This is a genomic window from Pseudomonas sp. BJa3 (genome assembly GCF_026343815.1).
Taxonomy (GTDB): domain Bacteria; phylum Pseudomonadota; class Gammaproteobacteria; order Pseudomonadales; family Pseudomonadaceae; genus Aquipseudomonas; species Aquipseudomonas soli.
In genome coordinates this window covers 82,162-99,051 of sequence record NZ_JAOXMC010000018.1, presented here as the reverse complement: position 1 = coordinate 99,051, position 16,890 = coordinate 82,162, and the positions used below count along the sequence as shown (strand labels likewise).

General features: G+C 64.0%; 15 protein-coding genes. 4 read left to right on the top strand and 11 right to left on the bottom strand.

The window, feature by feature from the left end; translation table 11 throughout:
- Positions 1-120: 120 nt before the first annotated feature.
- The 5 genes from OH705_RS21305 to puuE all read right to left on the bottom strand — a co-directional run bounded on the left by OH705_RS21305 (position 121) and on the right by puuE (position 5,092).
- Positions 121-1,476: a nucleobase:cation symporter-2 family protein gene (locus tag OH705_RS21305; protein ID WP_046856489.1), complete on the bottom strand. Its 1,356-nt coding sequence runs from the start codon at positions 1,474-1,476 to the stop codon at positions 121-123.
- Between the two features lie 195 nt (positions 1,477-1,671).
- Positions 1,672-2,988, bottom strand: a complete 1,317-nt coding sequence (locus OH705_RS21300) for a urate hydroxylase PuuD (protein ID WP_038705699.1) — start codon at positions 2,986-2,988, stop codon at positions 1,672-1,674.
- A 55-nt stretch (positions 2,989-3,043) separates the two neighbouring features.
- On the bottom strand, positions 3,044-3,547 hold the full coding sequence (locus OH705_RS21295) for an ureidoglycolate lyase (RefSeq protein ID WP_023631381.1): 504 nt from the start codon (positions 3,545-3,547) through the stop codon (positions 3,044-3,046).
- 103 nt (positions 3,548-3,650) lie between these two features.
- Positions 3,651-4,166 (bottom strand): 2-oxo-4-hydroxy-4-carboxy-5-ureidoimidazoline decarboxylase, encoded by a 516-nt coding sequence (uraD, locus tag OH705_RS21290; protein ID WP_094010612.1) that lies wholly within the window; start codon positions 4,164-4,166, stop codon positions 3,651-3,653.
- Positions 4,166-5,092, bottom strand: a complete 927-nt coding sequence (gene puuE, locus OH705_RS21285) for an allantoinase PuuE (RefSeq protein ID WP_038705700.1) — start codon at positions 5,090-5,092, stop codon at positions 4,166-4,168. The genes uraD and puuE overlap by 1 nt, the downstream gene beginning before the upstream one ends.
- A 366-nt stretch (positions 5,093-5,458) precedes the next feature.
- On the opposite strand from puuE, the gene uraH reads away from it, so the two are divergent.
- Positions 5,459-5,812 carry a hydroxyisourate hydrolase gene (gene uraH / locus OH705_RS21280; RefSeq protein ID WP_023631384.1) on the top strand — a complete coding sequence of 118 codons (354 nt, stop codon included), beginning with the start codon at positions 5,459-5,461 and terminating at the stop codon, positions 5,810-5,812.
- A gap of 96 nt (positions 5,813-5,908) precedes the next feature.
- Here the strand turns inward: uraH and OH705_RS21275 are convergent, their stop codons facing one another.
- Together OH705_RS21275 and OH705_RS21270 are read right to left on the bottom strand one after the other, a co-directional pair.
- A complete protein-coding gene (locus tag OH705_RS21275) occupies positions 5,909-6,412 on the bottom strand; it encodes a hypothetical protein (RefSeq protein WP_186715593.1) in 504 nt (167 codons plus the stop codon).
- A 167-nt stretch (positions 6,413-6,579) separates the two neighbouring features.
- Positions 6,580-7,929, bottom strand: coding sequence for an NCS2 family permease (locus tag OH705_RS21270; protein WP_023631386.1), 1,350 nt, complete (start codon positions 7,927-7,929; stop codon positions 6,580-6,582).
- Between the two features lie 355 nt (positions 7,930-8,284).
- Here OH705_RS21270 and OH705_RS21265 point away from each other — a divergent pair, with 355 nt between their 5' ends.
- The gene (locus OH705_RS21265; protein ID WP_038705701.1) at positions 8,285-9,040 is read left to right on the top strand and encodes a GntR family transcriptional regulator; all 756 of its coding nucleotides are present in this window, start codon (positions 8,285-8,287) and stop codon (positions 9,038-9,040) included.
- A gap of 149 nt (positions 9,041-9,189) precedes the next feature.
- Positions 9,190-9,888 (top strand): aquaporin Z, encoded by a 699-nt coding sequence (aqpZ, locus tag OH705_RS21260; RefSeq protein ID WP_038705702.1) that lies wholly within the window; start codon positions 9,190-9,192, stop codon positions 9,886-9,888.
- On the opposite strand, the gene guaD is transcribed toward aqpZ, so the two are convergent.
- The 4 genes from guaD to xdhA form a co-directional block, all read right to left on the bottom strand.
- Positions 9,885-11,189 carry a guanine deaminase gene (guaD, locus tag OH705_RS21255; protein WP_038705703.1) on the bottom strand — a complete coding sequence of 435 codons (1,305 nt, stop codon included), beginning with the start codon at positions 11,187-11,189 and terminating at the stop codon, positions 9,885-9,887. The genes aqpZ and guaD overlap by 4 nt on opposite strands.
- A 10-nt stretch (positions 11,190-11,199) precedes the next feature.
- A complete protein-coding gene (xdhC, locus tag OH705_RS21250; RefSeq protein ID WP_023631389.1) occupies positions 11,200-12,045 on the bottom strand; it encodes a xanthine dehydrogenase accessory protein XdhC in 846 nt (281 codons plus the stop codon).
- A gap of 63 nt (positions 12,046-12,108) precedes the next feature.
- Positions 12,109-14,508, bottom strand: coding sequence for a xanthine dehydrogenase molybdopterin binding subunit (gene xdhB, locus OH705_RS21245; protein ID WP_023631390.1), 2,400 nt, complete (start codon positions 14,506-14,508; stop codon positions 12,109-12,111).
- A complete protein-coding gene (gene xdhA, locus OH705_RS21240; protein WP_267302903.1) occupies positions 14,501-15,955 on the bottom strand; it encodes a xanthine dehydrogenase small subunit in 1,455 nt (484 codons plus the stop codon). Before xdhA ends, xdhB begins: the two co-directional genes overlap by 8 nt.
- A 272-nt stretch (positions 15,956-16,227) precedes the next feature.
- On the opposite strand from xdhA, the gene OH705_RS21235 reads away from it, so the two are divergent.
- Positions 16,228-16,887: a GntR family transcriptional regulator gene (locus OH705_RS21235; protein WP_023631392.1), complete on the top strand. Its 660-nt coding sequence runs from the start codon at positions 16,228-16,230 to the stop codon at positions 16,885-16,887.
- The last annotated feature ends 3 nt before the right edge of the window (positions 16,888-16,890 follow it).

Below are 16,890 nucleotides of genomic sequence, written 5' to 3'. Positions count from 1 at the left end.
GTTTTTGTAAGGGCTTTTTCGGCGCGCAGGCGCCCCGGACGGCCCATTCCGGCGGGCCGACGGTACTGCGTTACCACAGGGTTGAAGCGGGGCGGCCAGAGCGGCGCCGCCCCTGGTCACTCAATGCTGGTGACAGGCATCGTTGTGCGCGGCGCGGTCGGCGCCGCCGAGGATGTTGAACAGCAGGTTCAGTACCAGGGCGCTGAGGGTGGCCATGGCGATGCCACTGTGGGTGATGGGTTCCATCCACTGCGGCATCTGAGCAAAGAACTCCGGGCGCACCACCGGGATCAGGCCAAAGCCGACGCTGACGGCGACCAGCAGCTGGTTGCGTCGGTCGGAGATGTCTGCCTCCTGGAGGATCTTGATCCCGGTGGCGGTGACCATGCCGAACATGGCGATGGACGCGCCGCCCAGTACCGCAGGCGGGATCGAGGCGATCAGGAACGCCGCCTTGGGCAGCAGGCTGAGCAGGATCAGCAGCGCGCCGGCCATCACCGTAACGTAGCGGCAGCGCACCCCGGTCATCTGCACCAGTCCGATGTTCTGGGCGAACGAGGAGTGGGTGAAGGTGTTGAAGAAGCCGGCGATGAACGACGCGCCGGCATCGCACAGCAGGCCGCGCCGCAGCATGCCCGGCGTTACTTCACGGTCGGTCACCTTGCCCAGGGCGAGGAACATGCCCGTGGACTCGACGAAGATGATCACCACCACCAGGCACATCGACAGGATCGGCGCCAGGCTGAAGGTCGGCATGCCGAAGTGCAGGGGGGTGACCACCTGCAGCCACGGCGCCTCGCTCAGGCCCGACAGGTCGACCATGCCGATGGAGCCGGCGAGCACGTAGCCCAGGCCCATGCCCACCAGTACCGACACGTTGACCCAGAACCCGCGCATGAAGCGGTTGATCAGCAGGATCACCGCCAGCACCAGGCCGGCGACCATCAGGTAGATCGGCGCGCCGAAGGCTTCGGCGTCATGGCCGCCGCCGGCCCAGTTGACCGCCACCGGGAACAGCGACAGGCCGATGGAGGTGATGACCGTGCCGGTCACCAGCGGCGGGAAGAAGCGCACGACCTTGGACATGAACGGCGCGATCAGCATGCCGAAGAACCCGGCGGCGATGGTCGCGCCGAAGATCCCCTGCAGGCCGACACCGGGCATGCCGGCCATGGCCACCATGCTGCCGACGGCGGCGAAGCTGGCGCCCATCATGACCGGCATGCGAATGCCGACCGGGCCGATACCGAAGGATTGGATGATGGTGGCAACGCCGGCGACCAGCAGGTCGGCGTTGATCAGGAAGGCGACTTCCTCGCGGGACAGGCCCGCCGCCTGGCCGATGATCAGCGGCACCGCGATGGCGCCGCCGTACATCAACAGAACGTGTTGCAGACCCACCAGGATCAGCTGGAACAAAGGCAGGGGCTGTCGTGGCGGCGCAACAGGGATGTACGCCTTGGGTGACTCGGACATGCAGCACCTCGAGTTTTGTTTTTATTCTCGGATCCAAGCGGGCGGCTTCACGTGGCAGTCTCCGGTAAAGGAGGCTGGGGTTTCCGCGTGAAGCCGAACGCTCGATGCTTGCTTGTTACGTAGAGCTTGGAAGCGAGGCCGGGAGTACCGGCCTCATCGCGGGGCAAGCCCGCTACCACGCAGTCGTGGGGTGTCTCAGTTGACCTGCGCGCCTTTGGCGATCCAGTCGCCGACCAGCTTGCGTTCCTCGACGGTCATCTGGGTGATGTTGCCCAGCGGCATGATCTGGCTGGCGACGGCCTGCGCCTGGATGCGCGCGGCCTGCGCCTGGATCTGCTGCGGGGTGTCGAACATCACGCCGCCAGGTGCGGCGCTGAACAGCGGGCTGGTCGGCTTGGCCGAGTGGCACACGGTGCAGCGTTCCTGGATGACGGTGTGGATCTTGTCGAAGGTTTCACCGCCAGCCTGGGCTGTGGCCTGGGCCGGAGCCTCGGCGGGGGCCGCAGGTTTGGCGGCTTCCTCGGCGCGCAGTTCGGCGGCGGTCTTGCCGCCCACGGCGGTGGCCGGCAGCGGTTGGTACTCGACCTTGGCGGCGGCCTGCTCAGGTGCGCTCGGCAGTGGTTTCGGGCCGGTCACGTAAGCCAGGCAGATCATCGCCAGGGCGCCGACAGGCAGGGTCCAGGCGTACTTGTTGCTGTCGTGGCGGGTGTTGAAGTAGTGACGGATCAATACCGCGGCCACCGCGATCCCGGCCAGGATCAGCCAGTTGTACTGGCTGCCGTAGGTGCTCGGGAAGTGGTTGCTGATCATGATGAACAGCACTGGCAGGGTGAAGTAGTTGTTGTGGCGCGAGCGCAGCAGGCCCTTGGCCGGCAGCACCGGGTCGGGGGTCTGGTTGTTCTCGATGGCCGCCACCAGCTGGCGCTGCGCCGGCATGATGATGCGGAACACGTTGCCGACCATGATGGTGCCGATGATCGCGCCGGTGTGCAGGTAGGCGCCGCGGCCGCTGAACACCAGGCTGAAGCCCCAGCAGGCGGCGATGATCAGCACGAACAGCACGGCACCGAGCAGCGCCGGCTTCTTGCCCAGGGGCGAGTCGCAGAGGAAGTCGTAGATGAACCAGCCGGCGATCAGCGAGCCGATACCGATGGCCACGCCTTCGGCACCGCTGAGGGTGCTGCCGGGTGCCAGCAGGTACAGGGTCGGGTTCCAGTAGAACACCACGCACAGCAGGGCGATCCCGGACATCCAGGTGAAGTAGGCTTCCCATTTGAACCAGTGCAGGTTCTCGGGCATCTTCGGCGGGGCCAGCTTGTATTTTTCCAGGTGGTAGATGCCACCACCGTGGATGGCCCAGAGGTCACCCGACAACCCATCGCGCGGGTTGCTTCGGTTCAGGTGGTTCTCCAGCCAGACAAAGTAGAACGATGCACCGATCCAGGCCACGCCGGTGATCATGTGAACCCAGCGAATGCTCAGGTTCAGCCATTCGTGAAGGTGTGCTTCCACAGTATGTACCTCTCGCCGGTCACGGTTCAGGCGGACCTGGGTGACCGACCTTTTCTTATTGGTGGGGATTGAGGATCAACATCTGTTCCTCGGGGAAGTAATGCTCATCGCAGTTGTTGCCGGAACCACTGCGATCAACCACCAGGAAGTCATCCCGCTTTTCGATCGTCAGCACCGGGTGGTGCCAGACGCCGCGATGGTAATTGATGCCCTGCCTGCCATTACTGCGGAAGGCGCGGACCAAGCCTGATACAGGTGCATCGCCAAGTGGCGCGACCACGATCAGAAAGGGGTTGCCGAGCAGCGGGATGAAAGCCTGGCTGCCCAGCGGATGGCGTTCCAGCATGCGCACGGTCAGCGGCATTTCCAGCGCGTCGGCGCGGAAGATGCTGATGATCGCCTTGTCTTCCGGCTCAGCGGTCTCGACCGTGGCGAGCTTGTGGAAGCGCATGGTCGAGCCGTTGTTGATCATGAAGTGGTCGCTGCCGTCGGTTTCGATCACGTCACCGAAGGGGGCGAAGGCTTCTTTGGTCAGGGGCTCGATCATCAGGGTGCGCATGCGGTTATCTCTTCTATTCGTTGTTCTGGATTTTGGTGGCCTGGCGGGCCGAGGCCCTGGGTGCGGACGCGTCACGCACTCGGGCCAGGGCGCTGCCAGCGCCTTACAGCTGCTGCAGGCGGAACAGGGCGATCAGGTTGATCTGCGCCAGGGCTTCCTTGAACTCGGCATCCGTGCCGTTGTGGATGCGCTTTTCGAAGGCCGCGAGGATCTGGTGGCGGTTGCTGCCCTTGACCGCCATGATGAACGGGAACTGGAACTTGGCCTTGTAGGCGTCGTTGAGTTCGGTGAAGCGGGCGAACTCTTCAGCGGTGCACTGGTGGATACCGGCGCCGGCCTGTTCGTTGGTGCTCGATTCGGTCAGCTCGCCCTGGATGGCGGCCTTGCCGGCCAGGTCCGGGTGAGCATTGATCAGTGCCAGTTGCTCGGCATGGCTGGCGCTGAGCAGGATGTCGCTCATGCGTTGATGCAGCGCCTCGATCTCGTCCAGCTCGGCCAGTTGCCCCAGGTCGTAGGCTTTCTCGGCGACCCACGGCGAGTGCTCGTAGATGTCGGCGAAGGCCGCGACGAAGGCGGCGCGGTCCAGGGTGGAGGGCTTGAGGGTCTTGAAGGCAGTCATCAGGCGTTCTCTTTCTTGTACGGGTGGGTGGCGTGCCAGTGGCGGGCGATGTCCACGCGTCGGGCGAACCAGACCTGCTCGTGGCTCTTGGCGTAGTCGACGAAACGCTTGAGCGCGGCCAGGCGCGCCGGGCGGCCGACCAGGCGGCAGTGCAGGCCGATGGAGAGCATCTTCGGCGCCTCGGCGCCTTCCTCGTAGAGCACGTCGAAGGCGTCCTTCAGGTACTGGAAGAACTGCTCGCCGCAGTTGAAGCCCTGCACCTGGGTGAAGCGCATGTCGTTGGTGTCGAGGGTGTAGGGGATCACCAGGTGCGGCTTGCCGGTCGGGTTGTTCGGCTCCCAGTAGGGCAGGTCGTCGTCGTAGGTGTCGCTGTCGTAGAGGAAGCCGCCTTCCTCCATGACCAGGCGCCGGGTGTTCGGGCCGGTGCGGCCGGTGTACCAGCCCACGGGGCGCTCGCCGGTGATCTCGGTGAGGATGCGGATGGCCTCGAGCATGTGCTCGCGCTCTTGCGCTTCATCCATGTACTGGTAGTCGATCCAGCGGTAGCCGTGGCTGCAGATCTCGTGGCCGGCCTCGACCATGGCGCGGATCACGTCGGGGTGGCGCTGGGCGGCCATGGCTACGGCGAAGATGGTCAGCGGCACGCCGCTGTCCTTGAACAGCTTGAGCAGGCGCCATACGCCAGCGCGGCTGCCGTATTCGTAGAGCGACTCCATGCTCATGTTGCGCGCGCCTTGCAGCGGCTGGGCGGCGACCATTTCGGAGAGGAACGCTTCGGACTCTTTGTCGCCATGCAGGATGTTGCGCTCGCCACCTTCTTCGTAGTTGAGCACGAAGGACAGTGCAATGCGGGCATTCCCCGGCCATTGCGGATGAGGTGGGTTGTTGCCGTAACCGATCAGGTCGCGAGGGTAGTCAGCGCTCACTGCAGTCTTCCTTCTTGTACGTATGTGCGGGTGGTGGGCGGGCCGCGTCGGGATGTCGCACCACCGGATGGGCTGATTGTATACAACTTCTCAAATACTTTGTAAGCCTGTTTTTCCGCATTTCTTCCCATTTGTCGCCTGAGAATGGCTTGCAAGAAACCTGCCTGATTGGTCAGCTAATGCCATGAGGATCGGCATCGGGCGTGTCTTTGCGACTGACGGAGTGGTCGTGGAGTGTTGGCCGAGGATGCAGAAAAAATTGTGTACAATCTATCGTTAAACTGTCTTAATGACTGCATTCCCGCACGGTGCCAGCCTGTTGCCGTGTATTTTTTGCCCACGTAGATGACAAGAGGCGACAAGCAAATGGGACGTTTGACCACACACGTACTGGACGCCGCGCATGGCTGCCCAGGCAGCTCGATCAAGGTCGAGCTGTACCGCGTCGAAGGCCAGCAGCTGGAGCTGGTGAACACTGCCCTGACCAACAGCGATGGCCGCGTCGATGCGCCGCTGCTGCAAGGCGGCGATTACCGCACCGGCGTCTATCAACTGCAGTTCAGCGCCGGTGACTACTACCGCGCCAAGGGTGTGAAGCTGCCGGACACCGCGTTCCTCGACGTGGTCGTGCTGCGCTTCGGCATCGACGAGCAGCAGGAGCACTACCACGTGCCGCTGCTGATCTCGCCGTACAGCTATTCGACCTATCGTGGAAGCTAGTTGGTCGCTAGAAGAATCTTCGTAGGTCCTTGGCCCGCTCTCACACTGGCGGGCTTTTTTTCGCCTTCGATAAAGTGCGGGGTTGGCATTTGCCTCTTAGCCGAATACCAGGGCGTCCGGATTCCGTGGAATATTCAGGGGCGGCAGACTGTTGCCATTGCTGAGGTAGTAGGCATCAAGGGCAAGAGCCTCGTACCAGAAGAGACGGCCAGTCCTGAGGTGTTCGCTCTCGTTTTCCGTCAATGGGAAAAAGGCCAGTTTCATTTTTTCCGTTTCACCCTGGGGCCAGCGCCATGCCGCGGAATGGCCATTGTAGCGATCGTCCCAGAATATGCCGGCCGAGGTGGCGAACTGGCCAATACGGGCCTTGAAGTTTTTCGTTTGCCCGATGTATTTGATATGGCTGTTGGCAGGGTGTGGGACATCGCAGACATCGCCCCACGCGATACAGTACACGCCCGATTGGTCGATAACGCTCGCAAGCAGTGGATCAACTTGTAGCGAGCGCCCGCCCGGCCCCGGCCAGAAACAGGCGAGAATATCGGACCAGGCGAACCAGCGTTGAAGGTGGGGGGTGAGGTCAAAAGCGGGTGGTGTCATGACGGGCTGTCCTTGCACGATAGATGAGTGCTGATCCTGCAAGGAAGCGTGATGGTGAGCAAGCGGGAGCTGGACCGGCAAGACAATTGGCCCGGCTTGCGCTGGCAGCCCTCATGGGACGTGTGGTCTCCCATGAGGGGTGATGACCTTCCGGTGGGTTGGTCGCGTCAGAGGAACACAAACTTGGCAATGAAGATCAGGCACAGCACCCAAAGGCTCGCCGAGATCTCCTTGTACTTGCCGGTCCCGGCCTTCAGCGCCACATAGCTGATGAAGCCCAGGGCAATGCCGTCCGCCACCGAGAAGGTCAGCGGCATCATGATCACCGTGACGATCGCCGGAATGCTGTCGGTGGCTTCGTCCCACTCGATATGCGCCATACTGCCCATCATCAGCATCGCCACGTAGATCAGCGCGCCGGCGGTGGCATAGGCCGGAATCATCCCGGCCAGCGGGGCGAAGAACATCGCGGCGATGAACAGCACGCCAACCACCACGGCGGTCAGGCCGGTGCGTCCACCTGCCGCGACACCTGCGGCACTTTCCACGTAGCTGGTCACCGGCGGCACGCCGACCACCGCGCCGAACACGCTGGAGGTGCTGTCGGCCTTCAGTGCCCGCGACAAGTTCTCGATACGCCCGTCCGGTGCCACCAGGTTGGCCCGCTGGGCCACGCCCATCAGCGTGCCGGCGGTGTCGAACATGTGCACGAACAGGAACGCCAGCACCACGCTGATCATGCTGACGTTGAACACGCCAACCACGTCCATGGCCATCCAGGTCGGTGCGAGGCTCGGCGGCATCGACACCACCCCGCCGAACTTGACCAGGCCCAGGCCCCAGCCGGCCAGGGTGACGCCGATGATGCTGATCAGGATCGCGCCGAACACCCGCTTGTAGCTGAGGATGGCAATCAGCAGGAAGCACACGGCCGCCAGCAGCGGGCCGGGCTCATGCAGCGAGCCCAGCTTGACCAGGGTTGCCGGGCTGTCGACGATGATGCCGGCGGTTTTCAGGCCGATCAGCCCGAGGAACAGGCCGACGCCGGCCCCCATGGCATGGCGCAGGCTCACCGGGATGCTGTTGAGAAGCCACTCACGCACGCGCGAAACGGTCAGGAACATGAACAGCACGCCCGAGACGAACACCGCCCCCAGCGCCGTTTCCCAGTTGTAGCCCATGGTGCCGACCACGGTGTAGGTGAAGAAGGCGTTGAGTCCCATGCCCGGCGCCAGGCCCACCGGCCAGTTGGCGTACAGGCCCATCAGCAGGCAGCCGAGGGCGGCGGCGATGCAGGTGGCGACGAACGCCGCGCCGTGGTCGATGCCGGCGTCGGCCATGATGTTGGGGTTGACGAAGATGATGTAGGCCATGGTGATGAAGGTGGTCACCCCGGCGATCAGCTCGGTGCGGACGGTGCTGCCATGCTGCTTGAGTTTGAAAATCCGCTCCAGCCAGCCAGTTTCGAGCGGTGGGGCGAGATCCAGCGTAGGTGCTTCGGATTTGCGGCTTTCCACAGCGAGTACTCCTCAAGTCTTTCTTGTTGTTCGAAGCCTGGTCCTGAGCCATGCACTGGGGGGCTTCGCGAGGGGGTGTGGCAGACGTCCGACCATTTTGTTGACTTTTGGGTCAGGAAGTTGCTCGCAGGATTATGCGTTTGTGTACAAAGAATGCAAATAATGTTTTATCTTTTGTGCTCACAAACTGCCGTACAACGGCTATATAGGTAAAAGGCCACCTGCAGAAACGGGTCAGCCTGTGTACAATGGCGCCATACCTTGGCCCCTTTTCTTCCTCCAGGACTTGCCATCCCCCCGCTGACCGGTATTACAGTCACGGTCCGACTGGCAAATCCTTTGTGCTCGAGAGCCCATGAACGAACAGCTGCAACCTCTGAAAAAACCTGTGCGCACTGGCAAGGCCGGCCGCAGCGGTACCCAGGACGACATCGTCTATGCGCATATCTTCGAGGCGATCCTCGAGCAGCGTCTGGCACCGGGCACCAAGTTGAGCGAGGAAGCACTGGGCGAGATCTTCGGCGTCAGCCGCACCATCATCCGCCGCGCCCTGTCGCGCCTGGCCCATGAGAGCGTGGTGCTGTTGCGGCCCAACCGTGGTGCGGTGGTGGCCAGCCCTACGGTCGAGGAGGCGCGGCAGGTGTTCTTCTCGCGGCGCATGGTCGAGCGCGCGATCACCGAGCTGGCCGTGCAGCACGCCACCCTCGAACAGCTCAACGAACTGCGCCAGATGGTCCGCGAGGAGCGTGACAGCTTCTCCCGTGGCGACCGTGGCGCCGGTATCCGCCTGTCCGGCGAGTTCCACCTCAAGCTGGCCGAAGCCGCCGGCAATGCGCCACTGGTGAGCTTCCAGCGCAGCCTGGTGTCGCAGACTTCGCTGATCATCGCCCAGTACGAAAGCGGTAACCGCTCGCACTGCTCGTACGATGAGCACATGCAGCTGATCGATGCGATCGAGGCCCGTGATGCCGAGCAGGCGGTAAGCCTGATGATGCATCACATGGACCATATCGACAGCAAGCTCAATCTCGACGAGGAGAGCGCCTCGGACGACCTGCACGCGGTGTTCTCGCACCTGCTGAAAAAGCCCAAGGCTACCGCCAAGGGTTGAACGTTTGCCTTGATGACCGAAGGGCCGCTTAGCGGCCCTTCGTCGTTACTGGCCCTTGGCCAAAGCTCTGCTAGATTTCACACCAGCAAACCTTCATCAAGCAGTTGGGCTTGCGCAGTCGTTGCGTCCAATTACTTGAGGAAGGGTTCATGACTTCATCTCTGGGTGTGCGCATGGGTGCCGAGCTGGTCGGCACTTTCTGGCTGGTCCTTGGCGGGTGCGGCAGTGCCGTGCTGGCCGCCAGTTCTCCCGTTGGCATCGGCGTTCTCGGTGTCGCTTTCGCGTTCGGCCTGACTGTCCTGACCATGGCCTTCGCCATCGGCCATATCTCGGGTTGTCACCTCAATCCGGCCGTGTCGTTCGGCTTGGTGGTGGGCGGGCGGTTCCCGGCAAAAGAACTGCTGCCCTATGTGATTGCCCAAGTGATCGGCGCCATCCTGGCCGCAGCGGTGATCTACTTCATCGCCAGTGGCAAAGCCGGCTTCGAACTGGCCAGCGGCCTGGCCTCGAACGGGTACGGCGAGCATTCGCCGGGCGGCTACACGCTGGCGGCAGGCTTCACCAGTGAGGTGGTGATGACCGCGATGTTCCTGGTGATCATCATGGGCGCCACCGATGCCAGGGCACCGGCCGGCTTTGCGCCAATTGCGATTGGCCTGGCGCTGACCCTGATACATCTGATTTCGATTCCGGTCACCAACACCTCGGTCAACCCGGCACGCAGCACAGGGCCGGCCTTGTTCGTGGGTGGCTGGGCGCTGCAGCAGCTGTGGTTGTTCTGGCTGGCGCCGCTGATCGGGGCAGCGATCGGCGGCGCACTGTACCGAGGGTTGGCGAAACAGCCTTAGCGCTGGTGCACGCAACGCCCGGCGGCGTAGGTTTCACGCACGGTGCGGTCGTCGCCCAGGGTGGTGAGCACGAACAAGGTCTCCTCGATGCTTTTCGACTGCTGCAGACGGTAGTCCAACAACGGGGTGGCCTTGTAGTCGAGCACCACGAAGTCGGCGTCATTGCCCGGGCGCAGGCTGCCGATGCGGTCGTCCAGGCGCAGGGCGCGGGCGCCGCCTAGGGTAGCCAGGTACAGCGACTTGTACGGGTGCAGGCGCGCGCCTTGCAGCTGCATCACCTTGTACGCCTCGTTGAGGGTGTTGAGCAGCGAGAAGCTGGTGCCGGCGCCGACATCGGTGCCCAGGCCGACGTTGACCTTGAAGCGCTCGGCCTGGGGCAGGTTGAACAGGCCGCTGCCGAGGAACAGGTTGGAGGTCGGGCAGAAGGCGATGGCCGAACCGGTTTCGGCCAGGCGCTGGCACTCGTCGTCGCACAGGTGCACGCCGTGGGCGAACACCGAGCGCTCGCCGAGCAGCTCGAAGTGGTCGTAGACGTCAAGGTAGCCTTTCTGCTCGGGGAACAGTTCCTTGACCCAGTCGATTTCCTTGAGGTTCTCCGACAGGTGAGTGTGCATGTACACGCCCGGGTGCTCCTTGAGCAACTGACCGGCCACGCTCAACTGTTCCGGCGTGCTGGTCGGCGCGAAGCGCGGGGTGACCGCGTAGTGCAGGCGGCCCTTGCCGTGCCAGCGCTCGATCAGCATCTTGCTGTCGCGGTAGCTGGACTCGGCGGTGTCGGTCAGGTAGTCGGGGGCGTTGCGGTCCATCATCACCTTGCCGGCGATCATGCGCAGGTCCAGGCGCTCGGCCTCCTCGAACAGGGCGTTGACCGACTCGGGGTGCACGCTGCCGAACACCAGCGCGGTGGTGGTGCCGTTGCGCAGCAGTTCGGCGAGGAAGATCTTCGCCACCTGGTCGGCGTGGGCCTTGTCGGCGAACTGCTTTTCGCAGGGGAAGGTGTAGGTGTTCAGCCAGTCCAGCAGCTGTTCGCCATAGGAGCCAATCATGCCGGTCTGCGGGAAGTGGATATGGGTGTCGATGAAGCCCGGAGTGATCAGGGCGTCCTGGTAGTGTTGCACCGGGATGTCAGCGTCGAGGGTCGGCAGCAGCTCGCTGGCATGGCCCAGGGCGCTGATGCGGCCGCCGTCGACTACCAGCAGGCCGTCTTCATAGTATTCGCAGGACGCCTCCAGGCCGACCTCGGCGGGGTCGGCGATGCTGTGCAGGATGGCGGCTCGGTAGGCTTTGCGGGTTGCGCTCATGGGGCTCTCGTCAAAGGGTCTGGCTGCGTCGCGAGGACGGCAGCAACTGGGCGATGGGGCCTGAATTGGCGGCAGCGTCGTGCTGGCCGAAGCAGGCGTTGTAGGTGGCAATGATTTCGGCGGCGATGGACACGGCGATCTCGATCGGCAGCTTGCCCTTGACCTCGGCTAGGCCCATCGGGCAGCGCATGCGCGCCATCAGCGCGTCTTCGAAGCCGCGCTCGCGCAGGCGGTGCTCGAACTTGACGCGCTTGGTCTTCGAACCGATCAGGCCGAACCAGGTGAAGTCGTTGCGCTTGAGGATCGCGGCGGTCAGCTCCAGGTCCAGCTGGTGGTTATGGGTCATGACGATGCAGTAGCTGCCGGCGGGCAGGTCGGCGACTTCGTCGACCGGCTCTTCGCTGACGATCTTGCTCACCCCGTCGGGGATGAGCGCGGGGAACTCCTGCTCGCGCGAATCGATCCAGCGCACCCGGCATGGCAGCGCGGCGAGCAAGGGTACCAGAGCGCGGCCGACATGGCCCGCGCCGAACACGGCGATCTCGGCCTGCACGCCACTCATCGGCTCGAACAGCAGCACGGTGGCGCCGCCGCAGCACTGGCCGAGGCTGGCGCCGAGGCTGAAGCGCTCCAGATGCGGGGTGCTGCGGTGTTCCGCGAGCATCTGCCGGGCGATGTGCAGGGCCTTGAACTCCAGGTGGCCGCCGCCGATGGTGTCGTACAGCGCGCTGGTGCTGACTACCATTTTCGAGCCGGCGTTGCGCGGAGTGGAGCCGCGCTCCTCGATGATGGTCACCAACACGCAGGGTTCGCCACGGGCTTGGTGGTCGGCGAGGGCGTTGATCCATTGATGCATGTCTTCAGTCCTCCTCGGTCCCTGTAGGCGCAACGCAAGGTCGCGTCTACAGGGAGCGTGGCGTCAGTGCGTCACAGGTTCCAGTTGCTGTTCGGCAGGCTGCGCCGCAGCCACCGCCTTGCGCATCTGCTCGCAACCCCACAACACCCGCTCCGGCGTCGATGGCGCGTCGATGTTCGGCTGCACGCGGTAGTCGGCGATGCTCGCCACTGCGTCCTTGATCGCGCACCAGGCGGCAATGCCGAGCATGAACGGCGGCTCGCCCACGGCCTTGGAATGGAACACGGTGTCCTCGGGGTTCTTGCGGTTTTCCACCAGCTTGACGCGCATGTCGATCGGCATGTCGGCCACTGCCGGGATCTTGTAGCTGGCCGGGCCGTTGGTCATCAGCTTGCCCTTGGCGTTCCACACCAGTTCCTCGGTGGTCAGCCAGCCCATGCCCTGGACGAAACCACCCTCCACCTGGCCGATGTCGATGGCCGGGTTCAGCGAGTCGCCCACGTCATGCAGGATGTCGGCGCGCAGCATCTTGTATTCACCGGTGAGGGTATCGACGATAACCTCCACGCAGGCGGCGCCGAAGGCGAAGTAGTAGAACGGGCGGCCACGGGCCTGGTTGCGGTCGTAGAAAATCTTCGGCGTACGGTAGAAACCGGTGGTCGACAGCGATACCTGGGCGAAGTAAGCCTGCTGCACCAACTGCTCGAAGCTGACGATCTGCTCGCGCACGCGCACATGGCCGTTGCGGAACTCGACGTCTTCCTCGGTGACGTTGTAGTGCCGGGCGGCGAACTCTGTCAGGCGCTTCTTGAGGATCTCGGCGGCGTTCTGCGCTGCCTTGCCGTTCAGATCGGCGCCGCTGGACGCGGCTGTCGGTGAGGTGTTGGGCACCTTGTCGGTATTGGTCGCGGTGATCTGGATACGATTGAAGTCGACCTGGAACACCTGCGCCACCACCTGCGCGACCTTGGTGTTCAGGCCCTGGCCCATCTCGGTGCCGCCGTGGTTGAGGTGGATGCTGCCGTCGGTGTAGATGTGGATCAAGGCACCTGCCTGGTTGAGGAAGGTGGCGGTGAACGAGATGCCGAACTTCACCGGGGTCAGCGCCAGGCCTTTTTTCAGCACCGGGCTGTTGGCGTTGAAACGGCGGATCGACTCGCGGCGCTCATGGTAGTCGCTGCTGGCCTCGAGCTCTGCGGTCATCTCCTCGAGCATGTTGTGCTCGACGGTCTGGTAGTAGTGGGTGACGTTACGTTCGGTCTTGCCGTAGTAGTTGGCCTTGCGCACCGCCAGCGGGTCGAGGGCCAGGTGACGGGCGATATGGTCCATCACCTGCTCGATGGCGACCATCCCCTGCGGGCCGCCGAAGCCGCGGTAGGCAGTGTTGGAGGCCGTGTTGGTCTTGCAGCGGTGGCCGTGCACCGTGGCATCGCCCAGGTAGTAGGCGTTGTCGGAGTGGAACATGGCGCGGTCGACGATCGAGCCGGACAGGTCCGGCGAGTAGCCGCAGTTGCCGGCCAGGTCGAAATTGATCCCGTGCAGGCGGCCGCTGTCGTCGAAGCCGACGTCGTATTCCACGTAGAACGGGTGACGCTTGCCGGTCATTGTCATGTCTTCGACCCGCGGCAGGCGCATCTTGGTTGGCTGGCCGGTCAGGCGCGCGATCACCGCGCACAGGCACGCGGGGCTGGCGGCCTGGGTTTCCTTGCCGCCGAAACCGCCACCCATGCGGCGCATGTCGACGACGATCTTGTGCATCGGCACGTCGAGCACCTCGGCCACCAGCTTCTGCACCTCGGTGGGGTTCTGCGTCGAGCAGTAGACGATCATGCCGCCATCTTCGCCGGGCATCACCGAGCTGATCTGGGTCTCCAGGTAGAAATGTTCCTGGCCGCCGATGTGCAGGGTGCCCTGGATACGGTGCGGGGCACTGGCCAATGCGGCGGCGGAATCGCCGCGCTGGTGGGTGTGGCTGTCGAGCACGAAGTGCTTCTTGCGCAGGGCCTCGACTACATCGAGCACCGGCTCCAGGTCTTCGTACTCGACGATTGCCGCCATGGCGGCGCGTCTCGCAGTCTCGAGATCGCAGGCGGCCACGGCGAGCACCGGCTGGCCGAAGAACTCGACCTTGTCGATGGCCAGCAACGGGTCGCCAGCCACCACTGGGCCGATATCCTTGAGCCCCGGGATGTCCTCATGGGTGATGGCGATGCGCACGCCTTCGAACTGGTAGCAGGGCGTGGTGTCAATGCGCAGGATGCGCGCATGGGCGCGGTCGGCGGTGCGTGCATAGACGTGCAGCTGGTTGGGGAATTCCAGGCGGTCGTCGATGTACACCGCCTCGCCGGCCACGTGCTTGTCGGCGCTGTCGTGCTTGAGGCTGCGGCCGACCCCGGTGGTCAGGTCCTGGCTGAACAGTGCGGCCATCTCGGCCTGGCTCTTGACGGCGTGATGGTTAGACATAGGCGGTCACCCGGGTTTCGATATGCGGCGTTTGCAGTTCGATGAAGTACTTGCGCAGCAGGTTCTGCGCGGTCAGCAGGCGGTACTCGCGGCTGGCGCGGAAGTCGCTGAGCGGGGTGAAGTCCTCGGCCAGGGCCTGGCAGGCGCGTTCGACGCTGGCCTGGTTCCAGGGCTTGCCGCGCAGCGCGGCTTCGCAGGCGCGGGCGCGTTTCGGGATTGCCGCCATGCCGCCAAAGGCGATGCGCACGCCGCTGACCACACCGTTCTCGATGCTCAGGTTGAACGCCGCGCACACCGCGGAAATATCGTCGTCCAGGCGCTTGGACACCTTGTAGGCGCGGAAGGCCCAGTCGTTGCTGGCGCGCGGCACGATGATCTTCTCGATGAACTCGCTGTCCTGGCGTGCAGTGATGCGGTAGTCGATGAAGTAGTCTTCCAGCGCCAGGGTGCGCTGGCGCTCGCCCTGGCGCAGGACGATCTGTGCGTCGAGGGCGATCAACAGAGGTGGCGAGTCACCGATCGGCGAGGCGTTGCCGATATTGCCACCCAAGGTGCCCTGGTTGCGGATCTGCAGCGAGGCGAAGCGGTGCAGCAGGTCGCCGAAGTCGGGGTATTCCTCGTTGAGTGCGGTGTAGCAGTCGGTCAGCGGGGTCGCGGCGCCGATCTCCAGGTGGCTGGCGGTCTTGTCGATGCGCTTGAGCTCGGCGACATGGCCGACGTAGATCATCACCGGCAGGGTGCGGTGGAACTGGGTGACTTCCAGCGCCAGGTCGGTCCCGCCGGCCAGCAGGCGTGCCTCGGGGTGGGAGCTGTACAGATCGGCCAGATCGGCCACGGTCAGTGGCACCAGGCAGCGCTTGTCGCCACTGTTGAGCTCGCCGGTCTGTTGCGGGGCGATGGCCTTGAGGCGGGCGATGGTCTGTGCCTGCTGGGCGTCGAACTGGTCGCGGCAGGGGCGTGCGCAGCTCTGCTCGGCGGCCTCGAGGATCGGCCGGTAGCCGGTGCAGCGGCACAGGTTGCCGGCCAGGGCCTCCTGGGCCTGGTGCAGGTCGTGGCCTTGGCTGTTCTTCTGCAGGGCGAACAGCGACATGACGAAACCGGGCGTGCAGAAGCCGCATTGCGAACCATGGCAGTCGGCCATGGCCTTTTGCACGCTGTGCAGTTCGCCCTGGTGCTTGAGGCCCTCTACGCTGATCAGTTGCTTGCCGTGCAGGGAAGAGACAAAGGTCAGGCACGAGTTGAGGCTGCGGTAGCGGATGCTGTCGCCGCACTTGTCGTCCTGCACAAGTTCGCCGACAGCCACGGTGCAGGCACCGCAGTCGCCACTGGCGCAGCCTTCCTTGGTGCCGGGTTTGCCCAGGTGCTCGCGCAGGTATTGCAGCACCGTCATGTTCGGGTCCAGGGCGTGCTCGCTGCGCAGCTCCTGGTTGACGAGAAACTGGATCACGGGGGAGGGCCTCGCAATGGTTTTATTGTTGTTCCGGCGGACTCTAAGCAACGGCTGACCTCTGGGTCAATAATTTTCTGACTCAAAGGTCAAGAATTTGCACGAAGGCCTTCCGGACCGCCTCATCGAGCCTTTTCCAAAGCATAGTTCGCGCCGTGCAGGAAAGTTGACCCGCCAGTCGCACAAAGCACGCAGTCCCGCTGCGCGAGCGCCTGGCAAGTGCGCTACAATCGCGCCCTTGTGCACAGCTACCCAGATTGCGAAGGAAAACCATGACGTTCAAGGCGCCGGACAGCCTCTCCGAGCAAATTGCCCACTACCTGGCCGAGCGGATCATCCGCGGCGAACTCGCACCCGGCGAGCGCATCCAGGAGCAGAAGGTCACCCAGGCCCTCAACGTCAGCCGCGGTTCGGTACGCGAGGCGCTGCTCATCCTCGAGCGTCGGCACCTGGTGGCCATCCTGCCGCGCCGCGGCGCCCATGTGACCGAACTCGACGAGAACAGCGTGCGCAGCCTGTGCGCCCTGATGGGCGAGTTCTACATCCTGCTGGGCAATGCCGTTGCCCAGCATTGGCGCACCGAGGGCGACCTGCGCCCGTTCCTGGACATCCAGCAGCGCCTCAAGCAGGCCCATGCCGGCAAGGACATCAAGGCCTTCGTCGGCGACAGCTTCGCGGTGATGCGCGCCGCCTATCCATTCGCCAACAACCCGTACCTGCAGGAAACCGTCGAGAACCTGCAGCCGGCCATGAGCCGCGCCTACTACCTGGCCCTGGACCAGCGCCAGGCCAACATGGTCGATTACCTGGAGCTGTTCGCCCGCCTGCTCGAAGCCGTGGTCGCCCGCGACCTGCCGCGCATCCGCGAGGTGCTCACCGCCTATTGCCAGCGCAGTTGCGAACTGGTGCTGGCGGCGCTGGCGCGAGTCTGACCG